The following is an 18123-nucleotide window of genomic DNA, read 5'->3' on the forward strand; positions in this document are numbered from 1 at the left end:
AGGGCGGAATCTTAAATTGATTCCGCCTGGTGGTCAAGGGATTACGGAACTTTTTTTCGTTTATTTACAAAAACGGGCTAAACGATCCATGGCATCGCGGATGATGTCCATGCTGGTGGCAAAGGACAGGCGGATACAACCCTCATTGCCGAAGGCGGAACCGGGAACTAAGGCGACGCCGGTCTCTTTTAACAGTTTTTCAGAAAATTCCATGTCATTGACAAAGCCCTTTCGTTCGATAACCGCCTGCACATTGGGGAAGATATAAAATGTCCCATCGGCAGGAATGGTTTCTATGCCGGGAATGGCTTCAAGGCGTTCAACAATGTAGTTGTGGCGTTGATGGAAGGCTTTGACCATCGCCTGCACGGTTTCCAACCCGCCATTTAAAGCAGCGACTGATGCACGCTGGGCGATGGAGCAGGGGTTGGACGTTGATTGCGATTGCACGGTTTTCATGGCGTTGATGAGCACAGCGGGTCCGGCGGCATAGCCTATGCGCCAACCGGTCATGGAATAGGCTTTCGATACGCCATTCAGCACGATGGTGCGTTCATACAATTCCGGGCAGGCATTCAAAATATTGCAGAAAGGCTGTGACCAGAGAATGTGTTCATACATGTCGTCTGTCGCAATGAGAATCTGTGGATGTTGTTTCAAAACCTCACCCAGGGCTTTTAATTCCGCTAAACTATAAGCAACACCCGATGGATTGGATGGGCTGTTGATAAAAATCATTTTGGTTTTTGGCGTGATGGCTTGTTTGAGCTGGTCTGCCGTGATTTTAAAGCGCTGGGCGGGCGTCGAGGGGATAATCACCGGTGTGCCGCCCGCGAGCAGGACGATGTCCGGGTAGGAAACCCAATAGGGGCCTGGAATTAAAACCTCGTCGCCTTCGTCGATGAAGGCCTGGCAAAGGTTAAAAATGCTTTGTTTGCCGCCGACAGAAACTAAAATCTGATTGAGTTGGTAATCCAGGTTGTTGTCGCGTTTGAACTTGTCGCGTATGGCCTGCTTGAGTTCGGGAATGCCGTCCACGGCGGTGTATTTGGTGAAGCCGGCCTCAATGGCGGCAATGGCGGCTTCCTTGATGTGCATTGGGGTATCAAAATCAGGTTCGCCGGCGCCCAGGCCAATGACATCAAGCCCATCGGCTTTCATCTGCGCTGCTTTGGCCGCGACAGCCAATGTCGGTGACGGCTTGACTTGCTGCACACGGCCGGCTAGTGTGATATTCATTTTTAAACTCCTATGCTAGGATGTTAACTGTCTGCCTTAATTTTAGGCAATTACAACACCCGGTTACTCGTATGAAAAACGTTTTTAAACTCTATGCCGATTATCAACCCGCCGGCGATCAACCCACCGCCATTGCCTCACTGATCGATGGGCTGCAATCGGGATTGGCCCGCCAGACGCTGCTTGGGGTGACCGGTTCGGGTAAAACCTTTACCATTGCCCATGTTATCCAGGCCATGAAACGGCCGGCATTGATCATGGCGCCCAACAAGACACTGGCAGCGCAGCTGTACGGCGAATTCAAAGCGTATTTTCCCGATAATGCCGTTGAGTATTTCGTCTCGTATTATGACTATTATCAACCGGAAGCGTATGTCCCTTCCTCCGATACCTTCATCGAAAAAGACGCCTCCATCAATGAGCACATTGAACAAATGCGCTTATCGGCGACCAAAGCACTGATTGAGCGTCGGGATGCAATTATCGTCGCCACCGTATCGGCGATTTACGGTCTGGGTGATCCGGATTCTTACCTGCGTATGTTATTACATCTCTCTCGCGGAGAACAATGCGATCAACGTAAAATATTAAAACGACTTGCTGAAATGCAATACATTCGCAGCCAGGTTTCTCTGGAGCGGGGACAATTTCGAGTGCACGGCGACATCATCGATGTGTTCCCTGCCGACTCTGAAAAAAGCGCGGTGCGCATTGAGTTGTTTGACGACGAAGTCGAAAACCTGTCCTTTTTTGACCCTCTGACCGGCGAAGTGCTGCAGCGTGTGCCGAGGGTGACGATTTTCCCTAAAACCCACTATGTCACTCCAAGAGAACGTATTCTGCAAACGGTTGACTGGGTGAAGGAGGAGCTCAAGGAACGGGTTGACTACTTTACCCGCGAAAACAAACTGCTGGAGGCACAGCGCCTGCAGCAGCGCACCTGTTTTGACATTGAAATGATGCTTGAGCTGGGTTATTGCTCAGGCATTGAAAATTATTCCCGCTATTTATCGGGACGAAGCGAAGGTGAACCGCCGCCGACCTTGTTTGATTACCTGCCGCCGGACGCGCTGTTGATTATCGACGAGTCGCATGTCACGGTGCCGCAGATTGGCGGCATGTACCGTGGCGATCGCGCCAGAAAGGAAACGCTGGTCAATTATGGTTTTCGTCTTCCCTCAGCCCTCGATAACCGGCCGCTGCGCTTCGAAGAGTTCGACCACCGTTCGCCCCAGACCATTTACGTGTCGGCGACCCCGGGCCCCTTTGAACAGGAGCAGGCCGGCAATGTCGCCGAGCAGGTGGTCAGGCCCACTGGCTTGGTGGATCCTCAGGTGGAGATTCGCCCGGTGAGAAATCAGGTGGATGATTTGCTGTCTGAAATCCATACGGTTGTAAGCCAGGGTGAGCGCGTGCTGGTGACCACATTGACGAAACGGATGGCGGAGGATTTGACGGATTACCTGCGCGAGCACGGCATTAAAGTCCGCTACCTGCATGCGGACATCGACACGGTTGAACGGGTTGAAATCATCCGCGATCTTCGTCTTGGCGAATTTGATGTGCTGGTGGGCATTAACCTTCTGCGCGAAGGGTTGGACATGCCGGAAGTGGCGCTGGTGGCGATTCTTGACGCCGACAAGGAAGGCTTTTTGCGTTCTGATCGCTCCCTGATTCAGACCATAGGCCGGGCGGCGCGTAATATCAACGGACGCGCACTGCTCTACGCTGACCGCATCACGGGCTCCATGCAGCGGGCCATTGACGAAACGGAACGCCGCCGAACAAAACAGATGTACTTTAATGAACAGCACGGCATAACCCCGAAAGGGATTCGCAAATCCGTAGCGGATATCATGGAGGGTGCTTATGCCATTAAACGCAGGAGCAGTGAGAAAAAAGCAGGGTATGAACATTTGCCGCCGGATCAGTTGGCTAAACAGATTAAATTGCTGGAAAAGCGGATGCACGCCCACGCAGAGAACATGGAATTTGAACAGGCCGCGCAGGTGCGGGATCAATTACTGGCGTTAAAAGAACAACTAAAGACTGGATAGGGCACGAATCAACAAGACCAAGGAGCGTTTATGACGGTAGGTGAATTAAAAAAGGCGTTGCAGGAACTGATTGAAGCGTATCAGCAGTTGAAGTGGCCATTGGGGGTGGACAGGGCAACGGGGATTTTAGGCGCGTTGAGCGAGCTTGATGAAACCTCCACGGTGGGGGAGGATGAAAAAAAGCTCTTAAGGCAGATGATTAAAAACAATTGGCAGGATGTGATTGTCACGTTAAAGCCGGATCAATGGGAAAGTGATGCAAAAGCTCTGCCGCTTATCCGGTTTCAAGAGAAACTCGAAACCCAGCAAATGATCCCCGTCAATGACCACCACAGCCTCTGTTTTAAAGAAATTGTTGACCGCTTTAATGGATCGCCGGGGCTTTTTAAAGCGGAGACCCTTTCTGCACTCATGCAATCAACCTGTCGGGTTATTGGTTATGCGGAACACGAGGAAATGGGTTGTTACCCGTCAGCGAGGCTTAAAAAGCGGGCAAAGAGTACTTCTCCGGGAGCCAAAGCCAATCTCGACATGTCCATTTCGTCCATGGCCGCTCTTTTTTATCTGCTGTATTACCAAACGTCCGAGGAGCGGGCGGCGTTGATTCCTTTTCTTATTTATTACCGGGACCGTACGACGGATGAAGAGCGGCGCTCTGAATCAGCGATGCTTCGTCTTTTAAGAAACACCCCCTACCGCGCTGTCGAACTCATCAACCAAATGGAGAGTTGCATCAGCTACCATATTCTATTGAAAGAGAAGGAATTTGAAGCCATCCGCCCGTTGTTGCCGGCTCTGCGCAAGGGGTTATTAAAAGCCCTTGCGCCTGACTTATGGCATTTTAGAGCCAACCAGGATCGCTGGATTGACGATGCCATCACGCGCAAAGTGGCCTTATGCAATGCGATAACCGCGCAATTTAAAGCCATGGCTGTGCCGTACGAAAGGATAGAAACCTTTTGTCAACAGATTAAAGGGCAAGAGGGATGGTTGTTGTCTCCAAAAGACAGGGAATTACTCGATGAAAGCCTGGTGCTGTTTAAGCTGCAGCAATATAGAGAGCAGCGAGAGAGCGAAGGCCTGAGTCATACGTTTTTTTCAAGTGAGGTGAAATACCGTACCGCAAAAAAACAGGAACAAATAATTTTAGGCGTCCCTGAAAAATTAGGGTTACTGGAATGGTTGGCAGCTCATCAGGGTCGGTTGGGGGATTTACAGGAAAAAACAAAACCAGGCGAGCAGTTAAGCGTATAAGCAGCCCGACAGGCCAAGATTTTGAACCCTGGGGTTCAAGTGGGGGGCGGATGAGACAGTTCAGGCTTCCCACTCAGGGTGGGCTTGCACAACACTGTGCTGCAGGATGCTCCCCTGTCAGTGAGTGTTGGTTCATAAATCACTCGCTGCCGGGTTAATTGCAGTATAGCACCGAAGGCCTGTTCGTCACCAGAGGAAAGTAAAATTTACTCTCTTTTTACGGTCAGTCGGGCTGCAGCTCAGGACTGCCATTCACCACCTGATTGATTTTATTTTCAAGGGAACTGATGAATTGCGTGACCTGATGGCGTTGCTGTTCCTGTAGACGCTGGTAGTTAATCAACTCATGGGAGATGTGCAACGCGGCCAGTAATAAATTATTAAAGTCATCCAGCTGCTTGAATTTTCGTTTATTGGCAAGCAATTGATCCTGCAGCTTCTGGGCAGCTAATTGCAGGTTGTCAGTTTCATGCTCAGGGCATTTGATGTCATAGGTTTTACTTAATAACCTAATTGAACACGTTTTGGATGTACTCATGTCAGCGAGCCTTTCTGGTTACAGCAATGAGTAAATGGTAACAATTTTGGCTTGTTGGGGCAAATCAGTTATTATTAGCCATTTGTTTTAACGAGTTTACCATGCCGGTTGAAAACCATCTGACGAAGCTGCCTGATTACCAGGCTTTTACTGAAACCATTGCGGTGTTGGCTTTGCCGATTTCCAGCAGCGAATTGCACGGCATGATGTGCGGTTACCTGTGCGCCGGCGCTCCGCAGCAGGGGGAGGCTTACCTGCGCGCATTAGCGGTGAACAGCCGTAAGGATGACGCCACCCGCGTGGCGGCTATGGCCATGTTCAGCGTCTATGCTTTAAGTGAACAGCAGATCAACACGCTGGATTTTGATTTTCAGCTGCTGCTGCCAGACGATCACGAGCCGCTGCTTTATCGCGCCCAGGCGTTCAGTGAATGGTGTGAGGGATTTACCCAGGGCATGACTCTCGCGGGTGTGGGGTTTGAACAATTTGCCGAGGAAGATTCTCAGGATACCCTGCAACACATCACCGAATTTGCCGAGCTCGATTACCAATCCCTGGATGTCGATGAAGAGGACGAAAAAGCCTTAATGGAAGTCAGTGAATACACGCGCATGGCCGTGCTTCGACTACACAGCGATTTACAGGAAGGCAGCGATAAGGATAATCCTGATGCGGCTCATTAGAGTTTGAGCGTTAGTCCAGTTAAACAAGGAATAGATGATGATTACCCAGCAAGAATACCGTGCGAGACGACAACAACTGGCCCAATCCCTGCCTTTGGGCGCCGTGGCCATTGTTCCGGCGGCCGATGAAGTCCTGCGTAATGGCGATGCCCATTACCGTTTTCGCCAGGCCAGCGATTTCTACTACCTGACCGGTTTTAATGAGCCTGAGGCAGTGCTGGTGATTGTTGCCGGTCAGGAAGGCGACAGTTATTTGTTTAACCGGCCGCGTAACCCTGCCCAGGAGCAATGGACAGGCAAACGCCTGGGTCAGGAAGACGCGTGCAGCCGCCTGGGTATGAAAGAAGCATTTGCCATTGAAACCCTGGATATCCATTTGCCGCAGTTGCTGGCGGATAAAACTGCCATTTATTATGCGCTGGGTAAACATCCGGCCTACGAAGAAAAAATCATCCATGTACTGAATGAGTTGAAAGGTCAGATTCGTCGAGGGGTGAAGGCGCCTGGCGCACTCTGTGATCTTGACCCACTGTTAAGCGAGATGCGCTTGTTTAAAAGCGAGGTGGAGCTCAATTTGATGCGGCGGGCGGCGGGCATCTCCGTCAATGCCCATGTCCGCGCCATGCAGGCTTGCCGCGAAGCGGAATACGAATACCAGCTGGAAGCCGAATTAATGCATGAGTTTTTCAGTCAGGGATGCCGTGGCCCGGCTTATGATCCCATCGTGGGCGGCGGTGCCAATGCTTGTGTTCTCCATTACACCGACAATAATCAACGCTTGCGAGATGGCGATCTGGTGTTGATTGATGCCGGGGGAGAGTATGAAAATTACGCTGCGGACATCACCCGTACTTTTCCGGTGAATGGCCGCTTCAGTGCAGAGCAACGTGCCATTTATCAACTGGTATTAGAGGCTCAGCGTGCAGGCATTGCCTGCATTAAACCAGGCCTGCCCTGGAATGCGGTGCAGAAAACCATGGTCAGGATTTTAACCCAGGGGCTTTGTGAGTTGGGGCTATTGCAGGGGGATGTCGATTCGTTGGTGACGACTGAAGCATATAAGCCGTTTTACATGCACAATTCCGGGCATTGGCTGGGTCTTGATGTGCATGACAGCGGCAGTTATAAAGTGGACAATGACTGGCGGCCCCTGAAGGCCGGGATGGTTCTGACAGTTGAACCGGGTCTTTATATCCGTGCTGGAATGCCGGGGGTGGATGAGCGCTGGTGGAACATCGGGGTTCGTATCGAGGATGATATTGTGGTAACGGCAGACGGCTATGAAAACCTGACTGCCGCGCTGCCAGTAGAAATTGATGAAATAGAGGCGTTGATGCGTGGTTGATGAACAGGTTGATATTTTAATCGTCGGCGGTGGCTTGATTGGTGCCGCCCTGATGCTGGCTTTGGCGAACAGTCCTTATCGCGTTTTGATGATTGAAGCGCTGCCTTACAGCACCCTGCTTAAGGACGATTTTGATACGCGAACCCTGGCCCTTTCACCGGCGAGCGTCACCATTCTGAACATGCTCAAACTCTGGCCATCGATTGCTCCGGATGCCACGTCGATTACCACCATCCATGTTTCTGAACAGGGCCGTTTTGCCACGACGCGATTACAGGGCGGAGAAGACAATCCCTTGGGTTATGTCGTGCCGTTGCAGGCCATCCAACGTGCCGTGTACCCCTTGTTGACGCCGCAGCAGGTGGCTGCACCGGCAAAATTGATTTCCTGGGATAATGATGAGCGTCTGGCAGTCATTGACGATGGGCAGGGATTGCGCCGGATCACGACGCAATTGCTTATCGCTGCAGACGGCGGGCAATCCACGGTGAGGCAATTATTGAATTTACCGGCGCATGGCAAGGATTATCATCAGCACGCGGTCATTGCCAATATTGGATTGAATCGCGACCATCATCACGTTGCCTATGAGCGTTTTACCCGCAATGGCCCCCTGGCGCTGTTACCGATGACAAACCGCCGCTCGGCGCTGGTTTGGTGTCTTCCTCCTGCCGAAGCCAAAGCCGTCAGTGCCTTGCCTGAGCCGCAGTTTTTACGACGGTTGCAACAGGTATTCGGGTACAAACTGGGACGCTTTATCAAAGTGGGCGAGCGTGCGGTTTATCCCTTAAAACAGATCGTCATGCCTGAAACGGTCCAGTGGCCGGTTATTTTTGTCGGCAATGCTGCCCGGACCCTGCATCCTGTGGCCGGACAGGGGTTTAATCTCGGGCTTCGCGACATGGCGGCCTTAGCCCAGGTCATTGTTGAGCAAGGCATCAATCCCGCCATGGTGGAACAATACCAGGCCATGCGCCTCCACGATCAGCAGGCGATCATTCATTTTACCGATGGGCTGGTGACGCTTTTCGGCAGTCGTATTCCGGGTCTTGGCGCCGGACGCAACCTGGGCATGATGGTGATGGACAATGCCCCCCTGTTAAAGTTCATTCTGTCGCATTATGCCCGCGGCTATGCCGGTGTAGTGTCTGATCTGGCCTGCGGTATCACTCTTACTTAAGGAACAACGCATGCAAGTGATTTATGATGGAATCGTGGTTGGCGGTGGCGTCGTTGGCCTGACAGCGGCTTTGGCAATGGCCGAACGCGGTTTGGATATGGCGGTTATCGATGCGGGTTCACTGACAGCGGGCAGCCCCGCGCCCGATGTTCGTGTTTATGCCATTAATCAGGCTTCGGAATCCCTGCTGCGCGAACTGAAGGTCTGGGAATTAATGGTCCCGTCCCGCCTTTCGCCTTACCAGCATATGCACGTGTGGGATGCCGCCAATGGCGCCAGCATTGACTTTGACGCCCGAATGATTGCAGAGAACAAGCTCGGGACGATCATTGAGGAGTCCGTCATTAAACAGGCGCTGTTGTTGCGTCTGCAGGAGCAGGGTAAAGTCGTGCTTCTGCCACATCAGGAAATCGTTAAAGTCAATACCGATGGGCCGCAGGTCACTGTCGCGAGTTCGAGCATGGAATGGCAAAGCCGCTTACTGCTTGTTGCCGACGGTGCCAATTCCGCTACACGTCAAAAATTACGGGTAGGCTTAACCCGTTGGCCCTACCATCAACACGCGGTGATTGCCACGGTAGAAACCGAAAAGCCGCACCAACAAACGGCGTATCAGGTGTTCAACAGCGATGGTCCCCTGGCGTTTTTGCCTTTGGCTGACAGTAGGCATTGCTCGATTGTCTGGTCTACGAGTCCTGCCCGGGCGCAGCAATTGCTTGACCTGGATAAAGACGGTTTCAATCAGCAATTGGCCAAGGCGTTTGCCCATAAACTTGGAACCGTTACGTTACGCAGTGAGCGATATCAATTTCCACTCATCATGCGTCATGCCAAACATTACACCGGTAAAAACTGGCTATTGTTAGGCGATGCCGCCCATACTATCCATCCTTTAGCCGGGCTGGGGTTAAATATCGGCCTTGCGGATGTCCGTGCCTGGCTTGATTGCCTGACCAGCGGACGCTCGCTTAACTCGCCGCGCCTGCTTGCCGCCTATCAGCGTCACCGTCGGCATGCGGTGTGGCAAAGTGTCGCCTTGATGGACGCATTGAAGGGCTTGTTTGCCAACCCTTTGCCGCCCGTGCGGTGGATCCGCGGCCTGGGGCTTTCGTGCTGCGATCGCCTTCTGCTGGTCAAAAGGTTGTTTATTGCTCATGCGGCGGGTAAACGTCTGGTCAGTTGACGCGTGAGAGCGTATCTGCCTCTTTAGTATTGAGGTAAAATGTGGTTTAATTTTAAACATGATTGTTATCAAGGTTACATTTCTGTGTCACTTAGGATAAGTTGGCGTCAAATACGACCAGCCTGCGCGTTGCTCTTCCTGCTGATGTCCGGGTTAACATGGGCCGCTGCGGCGCCCGCAGTGAACGGGACATCACTTAATCGCTGGGGGGATAAACCCGGTGAGGAAGCCATTCGTCTTGATGAAGCGGAGCAGCGTCTGGCCCTGGCAATCGCTAACCCCGAATACATGCTCCATCACTGGGTGGAACTGCCCTCCGCACCGGATGCCAAAACCAGAAAAACCCGGCATTTGACCCTGCGTGAAGCCATTCTTTTAGCGCTGCGCTACAATCCGAACATCAAAAATGCAGAACTCGATCGCATTATCCAGCGTTATCAATTGCGTCTCGCCCACAATGAATTTGAGTTGCAATATGCCCTGGCGGGTTCGGCAGCCGTGCAGCGCAACCGTTTCGAGGACATTGGTAAAAGCACCAATAAGAGTTTTTTATTAACCCCGGAAGTGGACCTGAAAACCAAATTAGGCACGCAGTTGTCCCTAAACCTCGAGAACAATGCCACTGCATTTAACAACAACAGCCCAGTCCTTAATTTTTCAGTGACCCAGCCCTTGCTCAGGGGGTTTGGCAAAAGTGTGAACGAGGCCGCCTTGCGGGATGCCATCGACAGTGAATGGTTAAATAAAATCAATTTGCAACAGGCGGTCAGCGATCAGATCACCCAGGTCATCAGCGCCTACCGCGCGTTGATATTAAGCGGCAATAACCTTGAAAATCAGCGTCGTCAATTGGATGAGGCCCAAAAAACCTATGCGATCAATGAAAAGAAAATCAAGGCTGGCCAGCTGGAACCCACCGCCAATATTCAACAATCCTATCAAATCGAATCCTTAAGTCTCCTGGTGGAGCAGGCGGAAAATGATTTTAAGATTGCCGCACAGGATTTGCTGCAGACCATTGGTCTGGACCCGCAAATGCGCCTGGCTGTCCCCAGTGATGTGATTGTGGATAAGATAACCATTCCTGATTTAAACCAATCGATCGAGATGGCCTTAAATCATAATGCCCAGTTCCTCGCTCAGAAGATGCTGCTGCGGGCAGATAAGCGGGCATATGACGTCGCCAAAAACCAGCAGTTATGGCAGCTTGATGTGGGCGCTAACGTGCAGAGCGGCATGGTGACGGATGTCGATGGCAATAATGGTTTGAAGGGGATTTACAATGGCCGCAATACCAGCGAATCGGCCAATATTACCCTCACGGTCCCCATTCACGACGTGAATCGCCGCAGTCAATTGATTAACGCCAAGGTAAAGCTTGAAAAAGACAGGCTTAATCTCATCGCCATGCGCCGGGCGCTGATTACTACCATTACCAATACCATTAATAACATTCAAAGCCAGGCTAAACGCTATGTGCTGGCTGAAAAGCAGGTCAAACTGGCAGCGCAATCCTATGCACTGGAAAAGAAAAAACAGCAGGCGGGCATTGCCAGCGCCCTTGATGTGAGCAACACGCAAAACCAGCTTATTCAGGCGCAGGCGGGCCTTATCAATGCCAAAATTGCTTACCTTAATCAACTGTCCGATCTGCAGCGTGTCCTTGGCACCACGCTGGATCATTGGCAAATTAAACTCAGGTACGGGGAATGAAGATTAGTCTAAAATTACTGGGGCTTTTACTGGCCGCGCTATTGCTTTCAGCCTGCGGCAAAAAAGAGATAAAACAAGACCATACACAGCGTTACGTGGTCAAACCCGAGGTCCTGCACAAGTCGCTCTATTTCACCGGCAATATTCAGCCGCTGCATGAAAGCACTTTAAGCAGTCCCATGGATGCAGTCGTTGAAACCATGAACTATCACTATGGTCAACTGGTGGATAAAGAGGAGGTCGTTGTTGTCTTAAATTCCAGTGAATTGCAAAAACAGTACAATGAAACCTTGACCGATTACCTTAAAGCCAAAGACAGTTTCAGCATTGCCAAGGCCAAATTCACCGGCACTCAGGACCTCTGGGACGCAGGTCTGCTCTCAAAGAACAATTATTTGAGTGAAAAATCCAGCCTGGATACCGCACGGGTGACCTTAATGCAGGCGACGCGCAAATTGACCGAAATGCTTGAAAAAATGGATGATCAAAAGGAGCCGAACCTGTCGACTTTAAGCATCTCCCAATTTGATAAGGTGCGTCAGGCGTTGACCAGCCAACACAACCGCATTCATCTCAAGGCTCCTGCGACAGGGGTTCTGCTTTACCCGCCAAAATCCTCGGATGAAAAAAGCAACCGTATTGCCGTGGGCGCGAATGTCAAAGCCGGGCAGGTCATTGCCCTGGTGGGTGATTTAAGCGGCATCAGTGTGGAAATTGATGTACCCGAAATTGATATTGATAAAATTCATACCGGCATGGAGGCAACGATTACCGGTGTCGCTTTGGGTAAACAGAGTTTGCATGGCCAACTGGTGGCTGTTAATGCCCAGGCGTCATTAACCAGCGGGGGCGGTCTACCTTCCTTTAATGCCATCGTGGAAGTGAAAAATTTAACGCCGGAACAACGCCGCTGGATCAAGGTGGGCATGAGCGCCAACATCCAGTTGAGTGTCGACAGCGACACCAGCCTGATGGTTCCCATAGCGGCCGTGAAACGGGAAAAAGGCGCCAGTGTCGTGATGGTTCGCACACCGAAGGGGGAACTTGAAAAACGCGTGATCACCACCGGTGCGGCCGAAGCAGACAAGGTGATTGTCAATGATGGATTGAAAGAAGGCGATGTCGTTGAATATGGCTAATCAACCGTTAATTGACATCCGTCATCTGGTCAAAACCTATCAGATTGGCGATGTGGTCAGTCAGGTGCTCAAACGCGTTTCCCTGAGAGTGGAACACGGCGATTTGTTGGCCATTGTCGGTGCTTCGGGTTCAGGAAAATCAACGTTGATGAACATCATTGGTTTACTGGATAAAGCCGATGAAGGCGAGTATTGGCTTAATCAGCGCAACATCGCCGGTCTCGATGAGGATGAGTTGGCGGCGCTGCGTAATCTGAAAATCGGGTTTGTTTTTCAGCAGTTTAATTTATTGCCGCGATTTACGGCACGCCAGAATGTCGCACTGCCCCTGATTTACCGCCATGTGCCAGCGCATGAGATCGAGGAGCGGGTGATGGTTGCACTGGCGAAGGTGTCCATGCAGGATTTTGCCCTGCATCGTCCGACGCAATTATCCGGCGGACAGCAGCAACGGGTGGCGATTGCCCGTGCTCTGGTGGGCGAGCCGCAGGTCATTCTCGCGGATGAACCGACCGGCGCCCTCGATTCGCGCACCGGGACCGATGTCATGAATTTATTTTTAAATCTTCACCGCGAAGGGCGCACCATCATTATGGTGACTCATGATGAGCAGGTGGCGGCACAATGCGCCCGGCGCATTACCCTTGCCGATGGGCAAATTGTTTCCGAGAGCCGCCAATGAGCATTGTCAATCACGGTCAACAGGCTTTAATTAATCTCGGTGCTGCCAAACTGCGGGCTTTTCTGGCCGTGTTGGGTATTTTGGTGGGCACCGCCGCTGTGGTTGCCTTAATCAGTTGCGGCCAGTTGGCCACGGAAAAAGCCTTAGCCCAGTTTAAAGCCCTGGGCACGGATTTGTTAGCCATCGCCGTTTACCAGAAAGAACAAAGCAAATCCCATAGCGAGACCAGCGAGGTTCCCTTGCCGGTTTGGCGGCAACTGCCTGATCGTATTCCAGATATCCTGCAGATTGCCCCCTATGCCACAGCGTATCAACCCATGAGCTTTGCCGGCCAGACCCTGCAGGGGGCGATCATCGGCGCGGATGAGTCGCTGAAAGACATCATTCATATTGAATTGACGCAGGGCCATTTTGTTTCCTTTGTCGAATCGTTTGAACATTACTGTGTGATTGGCGATGGCATCGCCAGGCAAATGAGGCAAGTCACGCAGGATGATCCCATTGGCAAACAACTGCAGATTGGACGGGCGCTGTATACCATCATCGGCGTGGCCAAGCCGTGGCAGGAAAATGGCTTTTTTAATGAAGACATCAATCAGGCCGTGATTGTGCCGATAGCCGGCATGCCTTTAATCAGCAAAGACAGCAAAGTCACTAATGCCGTGTTATTGCTTAAACCCGAAAGCCCGATTGATGAGATCATTGATGACATCAAACAAGTGATTACCGCGCAATCGCCAAAATTGCAGGTGTTTCCGCGCAGTGCAAAACAAATCATTGCCAGCATGGAAAGCCAGGGGCAGATTTTTACGCTCCTGCTCGCCGTCATCGGCAGCATTTCTCTGCTGGTGGGCGGCATCGGCGTCATGAATGTCATGCTGGTTTCTGTCAGCGAACGCAAAAAAGAGATTGGGATACGCAAGGCGGTGGGAGCTAAAAACCGTGAGATTCAGGCGCTTTTTCTGATGGAATCGGTGATGCTGTCTTTACTGGGCGGGATTCTTGGCGTCATTCTTGGCCTGTTGTTCACCCGCGTCATGGCTTATTTCAGCGATTGGCCCTTCCTGTTTTATTGGATGCCGCCTTTCGCCGGATTTCTCGTTTCGGTGGCGACAGGTGTCTTTTTTGGCTTTTATCCCGCTAAACGGGCGGCGAAGCTTGAGCCTATTGTTTCATTGCGCAGTGATTAAATGCAGCTTCTTCACTGTTTTGGAGCGTCACGCCGGTTTTTTCCTGGATTACCTTAAGAATACGAGTAAGATCACCATCACAGGCGAGCCTTTTACCGTCGAGTTTCTTTTTAAGGATAGTCATTAACAAGGGAATGGAGCGTTGGTTCGTCGCCATTTTTTCCATGTCAGACAGTGCTTCCCTCACTGCATTGCCATGATGGGTACCCCAGCGTCCGGCCCAAAATCGATTAATCCCATAGCCGCCTTCCAGTCCCGCGGTACTTTGACGGAAGCTTGCGGAGTAGTCACACAAGAGTTTGATGGCGGCCATGCAGGCAAACCAGGTCGAGGGCACGGTGCCCTGAATGCGTGCCTTGGCCTCTGATTTATGATTCCAGGAGGAATAGATTTCAAACTCCTTTCGCCAATAGTCTACGGGTTTACCCGCCACGGTCCTCTCCCCTGCGCTTACAATCGGGTTGACTAAACTCTTTTTTCAGGAAATAAAGTGTCGAATGATTGAGGTAACCTGAACGTTTGTATTCTACGTCGTAGCCCAGCTTCTGATAAAAACCGAGTGCTTCCCAATCCATGGTATTGACTGTTGAGAACAGACAACCCTGGGCTTTGCCCAATTCTTCCGCGGATTGCATGAGCTGGGTTCCCCATTTGTTATTTCTTAAGCTTTCGTCAATCCATAAAAGATCGATGTATAAACAGCCATAGTACATGGAGCCATGGCAGCCCCCGTGGATCGTGCCGGTTTCATCGCGCAGGAAAAAAGCGAAAGGGGTAATCGTGGGTTGGTCTTTTTTTAATTTCGCGTAAGCGACGATGCCATCGCCCAAAATCCGGATGTCCTGTGGTGCTGGATTGCTCTCATAATGGATGTGAATACATTCTGTCATGGATGCCCTACCTGGGGTTTAAAATGATACGAGTCAGGGCTTAAGTTTTGCACACGCTTCCCTTTTTGCAAAGTGAGTAACGTCACTACTTGTTGAAGCATCGCAATGGTGACAGAATATAGGGGTTTCCCATTACCATGCCTGGTTTGGATTGAAAATGAAGCCTCTGACACGCGACATATCCATTACACTGCTTGTTAAATTCATACTGCTTGTGCTGTTGTGGTGGGTGTGTTTCAGGCCTGTTGAAAAACCGGTTATGGATGCGCGGCAATGGTTACTGGGAGCCTCTGTACCTGATGAGACGCAGTCGATGAAATAATTCGTACCCCATTAACCATCCGTTGAGGTTATCATGATTCCTGGTAGTGATGTCGTTGATCTCTCCCGCCTGCAGTTTGCCCTGACTGCCCTTTATCATTTTCTCTTTGTTCCACTGACTCTGGGTCTTTCCCTGTTGCTGGCCATTATGGAAACCGTCTACGTGATGACCGGGCGCGAAATCTGGCGGCAACTGGTCAAATACTGGGGGATTTTGTTCGGCATCAATTTTGTGCTGGGTGTGGCGACTGGCTTGACCATGGAATTTCAATTTGGCACCAACTGGTCTTATTACTCGCACTATGTCGGCGACGTTTTTGGTGCGCCGCTGGCCATTGAAGGCTTAATGGCCTTCTTTCTGGAAGCCACCTTTGTGGGGCTCTTCTTCTTTGGCTGGGACAAGCTCAGCAAATTTCAACACATGATCTGCACCTGGCTTTTGGCCTTGGGCACCAACCTGTCGGCCTTGTGGATCCTGATTGCCAATGGCTGGATGCAAAACCCGGTCGGCGCTGTCTTTAATTTTCAAACCATGCGCATGGAGGTCAGTGATTTCAGCGAAGTCATCTTCAACCCGGTGGCCCAGGCCAAATTTGTTCACACCATCAGCGCCGGGTATGTGACCGGGGCGATTTTCGTCCTGTCAATCAGCGCCTATTTCCTTTTGCGCGGGCGGAATGTCGATTTTGCCAAACGGTCCATGACGGTGGCGGTGTCGTTTGGTCTGGCGTCTGCGCTGTCAGTGGTGGTTCTAGGGGATGAAAGCGGTTATCTCACCAACAGTAACCAGAAGATGAAGCTTGCTGCCATTGAGGCCATGTGGCACAACGAAAAAGCGCCTGCGGATTTGACGCTATTCGGCATACCCAATGAGGCCATGCAACGCACCGATTATGAAATAAAAATCCCTTATGTTCTTGGCATCATTGCCACCCGTTCATTCAATGAGCAGCTGGAGGGCATTGACGAATTAATTGAGCAGGGGAAAGCAAAAATTCGTCAAGGCATGTTAGCGTATGATGCTTTGTCGCGTTTGCAGAAAAATCCTGCCGATGAAACCGCCAAGACCGATTTTGCCATGCACGGCGACGCATTGGGTTATGGCCTTTTATTGAAAAAATACACCGAGAATGTGGTGGATGCGACAGAGGAGCAGATCAACCAGGCGGCCCATGATCTCAAGCCCAGTGTCATGCCCCTGTTTTTCTCTTTCCGCATCATGGCGGCTTGTGGCATTTTTCTGATTCTCTTATTCGCCGTGGGGTTTTATTTGTCCGTCAAACGCCGCCTCCATACCACCCGCTGGTATTGGCATGTTGCGCTGTGGTCTTTACCGTTACCCTGGATTGCCGCGGAGTTAGGTTGGGTTGTGGCGGAATATGGCCGTCAACCCTGGGCAGTACAAGGCATTCTACCCACGATGATGGGGACTTCGTCGATCAGTGCGGGTCAGGTTTTAACGTCAATCGGCGGTTTCGTGCTCTTTTATACCATTCTTGCCATCATCGAAGTCTTTCTGATGCTTAAATACATCCGTCTTGGTCCCGATAACCTTCTACGAGGAGAACATTGATGCCTTTGGATTACGAAACGCTGCGAGTGATCTGGTGGATGCTGCTCGGTGTCTTGCTCATCGGGTTTGCGGTGATGGATGGTTTTGATCTCGGTGTTGCCATGTGGCTGCCCTGGTTGGCTAAAACTGACATGGAAAGACGGGTACTGATTAACAGCATTGCGCCCACCTGGGAGGGCAATCAAGTCTGGTTTATTCTTGGGGGCGGGGCGATTTTTGCCGCCTGGCCGGCGTTGTATGCCCTGTCGTTCTCTGGATTTTATCTGGCCATGCTGCTGGTTTTGCTGGCGCTGATTTTACGTCCGGTCGGGTTTAAATACCGCTCGAAATTGAGCAGTCCGGTCTGGCGTAACACCTGGGACAAGGCATTGTTTATCGGGGGTGCCGTGCCGGCCTTGATTTTCGGGGTGGCTGTCGGCAATGTGTTGCAGGGTGTCCCCTTTCACTACGATGAAAGCTTGAGGCCCTTTTACACGGGGAGCTTTTTGGCCCTGTTAAATCCCTTCGCCCTGTTGTGCGGCTTGCTGTCAGTCAGCATGCTGGCCATGCACGGCGCTTTCTTTTTAAATGTAAAGACGACAAGCCTTTTGCAGGAGCGCGCGCGCAAAGCGGCGAGAGCCACTGCCTTACTGACGGTCGTACTCTTTGTTGCTGGTGGCATTGCCCTCTACAGTGGGATTGATGGTTATGTGTTGACCAGTCCGGTTGTTCACGACGGTCCTTCCAACCCGTTTTATAAAACCGTGATCAAGGCTCCGGCAGCCTGGTTTGCCAATTACAGTAATTACCCGGTCTTGGTGGCTGTTCCCTTGTTAGGGATTGCAGGGGCAATCATGGCGTTTGTGCTAGCTTCCCGCCGCGTCGCCGCTTTTGTATTCAGCGCCCTGTCTTTAGTCGGGATTATTGCGACGGTAGGCATTAGCATGTTTCCGTTTATTCTGCCGTCCATCACCAATCCGGCACAGAGTCTGACCGTCTGGGACAGTTCGTCAAGCCATTTAACCCTCTTCATCATGCTGGTGGCCACCGTTGTCTTTATGCCGGTTATCCTGCTTTACACCGCCTGGGTCTATCGCGTTTTGCGCGGCAAGGTCACGGAAGAAACGGTAATTCAAAATCGTGAAACGGCTTATTAG

Annotated in this window: 17 protein-coding genes and 1 other RNA gene; 13 read left to right on the top strand and 5 right to left on the bottom strand. The window is 51.3% G+C overall.

The features are described 5' to 3' along the window. Positions 1–60: 60 nt before the first annotated feature. Entirely contained in the window at positions 61–1239 is a 1179-nt protein-coding gene (locus DYE45_RS00225) for a pyridoxal phosphate-dependent aminotransferase (protein WP_108291112.1), read from the bottom strand. Positions 1240–1310: 71 nt separating this feature from the next. On the opposite strand from DYE45_RS00225, the gene uvrB reads away from it, so the two are divergent. Next, positions 1311–3296: an excinuclease ABC subunit UvrB gene (uvrB, locus tag DYE45_RS00230; RefSeq protein ID WP_108291114.1), complete on the top strand. Its 1986-nt coding sequence runs from the start codon at positions 1311–1313 to the stop codon at positions 3294–3296. A 30-nt stretch (positions 3297–3326) separates the two neighbouring features. Next, positions 3327–4550 carry a hypothetical protein gene (locus tag DYE45_RS00235; RefSeq protein WP_115300244.1) on the top strand — a complete coding sequence of 408 codons (1224 nt, stop codon included), beginning with the start codon at positions 3327–3329 and terminating at the stop codon, positions 4548–4550. Here the strand turns inward: DYE45_RS00235 and ssrS are convergent. Beyond that, positions 4549–4709, bottom strand: a non-coding RNA gene (ssrS, locus tag DYE45_RS00240) — 6S RNA. The two genes, DYE45_RS00235 and ssrS, sit on opposite strands and share 2 nt — an antisense overlap. Positions 4710–4773: 64 nt before the next feature. Beyond that, the gene (locus DYE45_RS00245; RefSeq protein ID WP_108291118.1) at positions 4774–5088 is read right to left on the bottom strand and encodes a cell division protein ZapA; all 315 of its coding nucleotides are present in this window, start codon (positions 5086–5088) and stop codon (positions 4774–4776) included. Between the two features lie 101 nt (positions 5089–5189). Here DYE45_RS00245 and DYE45_RS00250 point away from each other — a divergent pair, with 101 nt between their 5' ends. The 8 genes from DYE45_RS00250 to DYE45_RS00285 all read left to right on the top strand — a co-directional run bounded on the left by DYE45_RS00250 (position 5190) and on the right by DYE45_RS00285 (position 14203). After that, positions 5190–5771 carry a UPF0149 family protein gene (locus DYE45_RS00250; protein ID WP_108291120.1) on the top strand — a complete coding sequence of 194 codons (582 nt, stop codon included), beginning with the start codon at positions 5190–5192 and terminating at the stop codon, positions 5769–5771. A gap of 37 nt (positions 5772–5808) precedes the next feature. Further along, a complete protein-coding gene (gene pepP / locus DYE45_RS00255; protein WP_108291122.1) occupies positions 5809–7116 on the top strand; it encodes a Xaa-Pro aminopeptidase in 1308 nt (435 codons plus the stop codon). Continuing rightward, entirely contained in the window at positions 7109–8296 is a 1188-nt protein-coding gene (locus DYE45_RS00260; RefSeq protein WP_108291124.1) for an FAD-dependent monooxygenase, read from the top strand. The genes pepP and DYE45_RS00260 overlap by 8 nt, the downstream gene beginning before the upstream one ends. Before the next feature lie 10 nt (positions 8297–8306). Continuing rightward, a complete protein-coding gene (locus DYE45_RS00265; RefSeq protein WP_108291126.1) occupies positions 8307–9479 on the top strand; it encodes an FAD-dependent monooxygenase in 1173 nt (390 codons plus the stop codon). A 144-nt stretch (positions 9480–9623) separates the two neighbouring features. Further along, complete coding sequence (locus DYE45_RS00270; protein ID WP_108291394.1) at positions 9624–11192, top strand: TolC family protein; 1569 nt, start codon at positions 9624–9626, stop codon at positions 11190–11192. Further along, the gene (locus DYE45_RS00275) at positions 11189–12331 is read left to right on the top strand and encodes an efflux RND transporter periplasmic adaptor subunit (protein ID WP_108291128.1); all 1143 of its coding nucleotides are present in this window, start codon (positions 11189–11191) and stop codon (positions 12329–12331) included. Before DYE45_RS00270 ends, DYE45_RS00275 begins: the two co-directional genes overlap by 4 nt. Next, positions 12324–13013 carry an ABC transporter ATP-binding protein gene (locus tag DYE45_RS00280; protein ID WP_108291130.1) on the top strand — a complete coding sequence of 230 codons (690 nt, stop codon included), beginning with the start codon at positions 12324–12326 and terminating at the stop codon, positions 13011–13013. The genes DYE45_RS00275 and DYE45_RS00280 overlap by 8 nt, the downstream gene beginning before the upstream one ends. Beyond that, positions 13010–14203 (top strand): ABC transporter permease, encoded by a 1194-nt coding sequence (locus tag DYE45_RS00285; RefSeq protein WP_108291132.1) that lies wholly within the window; start codon positions 13010–13012, stop codon positions 14201–14203. Before DYE45_RS00280 ends, DYE45_RS00285 begins: the two co-directional genes overlap by 4 nt. Here the strand turns inward: DYE45_RS00285 and DYE45_RS00290 are convergent. Beyond that, positions 14178–14636 (bottom strand): hypothetical protein, encoded by a 459-nt coding sequence (locus DYE45_RS00290; RefSeq protein WP_108291134.1) that lies wholly within the window; start codon positions 14634–14636, stop codon positions 14178–14180. The two genes, DYE45_RS00285 and DYE45_RS00290, sit on opposite strands and share 26 nt — an antisense overlap. Beyond that, on the bottom strand, positions 14626–15093 hold the full coding sequence (locus tag DYE45_RS00295) for a GNAT family N-acetyltransferase (RefSeq protein WP_242602665.1): 468 nt from the start codon (positions 15091–15093) through the stop codon (positions 14626–14628). Before DYE45_RS00295 ends, DYE45_RS00290 begins: the two co-directional genes overlap by 11 nt. 157 nt (positions 15094–15250) lie before the next feature. Here DYE45_RS00295 and cydP point away from each other — a divergent pair, with 157 nt between their 5' ends. The 3 genes from cydP to cydB are packed head-to-tail and all read left to right on the top strand — an operon-like array spanning position 15251 to position 18123. After that, entirely contained in the window at positions 15251–15415 is a 165-nt protein-coding gene (gene cydP, locus DYE45_RS14740; RefSeq protein ID WP_165481678.1) for a cytochrome oxidase putative small subunit CydP, read from the top strand. A gap of 33 nt (positions 15416–15448) precedes the next feature. Continuing rightward, the gene (locus DYE45_RS00300) at positions 15449–16987 is read left to right on the top strand and encodes a cytochrome ubiquinol oxidase subunit I (RefSeq protein ID WP_108291136.1); all 1539 of its coding nucleotides are present in this window, start codon (positions 15449–15451) and stop codon (positions 16985–16987) included. Beyond that, a complete protein-coding gene (gene cydB, locus DYE45_RS00305) occupies positions 16987–18123 on the top strand; it encodes a cytochrome d ubiquinol oxidase subunit II (RefSeq protein ID WP_115300245.1) in 1137 nt (378 codons plus the stop codon). The genes DYE45_RS00300 and cydB overlap by 1 nt, the downstream gene beginning before the upstream one ends.

Source organism: Legionella taurinensis, from assembly GCF_900452865.1.
Classification (GTDB): domain Bacteria; phylum Pseudomonadota; class Gammaproteobacteria; order Legionellales; family Legionellaceae; genus Legionella_C; species Legionella_C taurinensis.

Excerpts from the sequence above, each read along its gene's own strand:
- cydB (WP_115300245.1), top strand. The coding sequence starts at position 16,987 with ATGCCTTTGGATTACGAAACGCTGCGAGTGATCTGGTGGATGCTGCTC.
- cydP (WP_165481678.1), top strand. The coding sequence starts at position 15,251 with ATGAAGCCTCTGACACGCGACATATCCATTACACTGCTTGTTAAATTC.
- DYE45_RS00235 (WP_115300244.1), top strand. The coding sequence starts at position 3,327 with ATGACGGTAGGTGAATTAAAAAAGGCGTTGCAGGAACTGATTGAAGCG.
- DYE45_RS00300 (WP_108291136.1), top strand. The coding sequence starts at position 15,449 with ATGATTCCTGGTAGTGATGTCGTTGATCTCTCCCGCCTGCAGTTTGCC.
- DYE45_RS00250 (WP_108291120.1), top strand. The coding sequence starts at position 5,190 with ATGCCGGTTGAAAACCATCTGACGAAGCTGCCTGATTACCAGGCTTTT.
- DYE45_RS00285 (WP_108291132.1), top strand. The coding sequence starts at position 13,010 with ATGAGCATTGTCAATCACGGTCAACAGGCTTTAATTAATCTCGGTGCT.
- uvrB (WP_108291114.1), top strand. The coding sequence starts at position 1,311 with ATGAAAAACGTTTTTAAACTCTATGCCGATTATCAACCCGCCGGCGAT.
- DYE45_RS00225 (WP_108291112.1), bottom strand. The coding sequence starts at position 1,239 with ATGAATATCACACTAGCCGGCCGTGTGCAGCAAGTCAAGCCGTCACCG.
- DYE45_RS00295 (WP_242602665.1), bottom strand. The coding sequence starts at position 15,093 with ATGACAGAATGTATTCACATCCATTATGAGAGCAATCCAGCACCACAG.
- DYE45_RS00265 (WP_108291126.1), top strand. The coding sequence starts at position 8,307 with ATGCAAGTGATTTATGATGGAATCGTGGTTGGCGGTGGCGTCGTTGGC.
- DYE45_RS00270 (WP_108291394.1), top strand. The coding sequence starts at position 9,624 with ATGTCCGGGTTAACATGGGCCGCTGCGGCGCCCGCAGTGAACGGGACA.
- DYE45_RS00275 (WP_108291128.1), top strand. The coding sequence starts at position 11,189 with ATGAAGATTAGTCTAAAATTACTGGGGCTTTTACTGGCCGCGCTATTG.
- pepP (WP_108291122.1), top strand. The coding sequence starts at position 5,809 with ATGATTACCCAGCAAGAATACCGTGCGAGACGACAACAACTGGCCCAA.
- DYE45_RS00245 (WP_108291118.1), bottom strand. The coding sequence starts at position 5,088 with ATGAGTACATCCAAAACGTGTTCAATTAGGTTATTAAGTAAAACCTAT.
- DYE45_RS00280 (WP_108291130.1), top strand. The coding sequence starts at position 12,324 with ATGGCTAATCAACCGTTAATTGACATCCGTCATCTGGTCAAAACCTAT.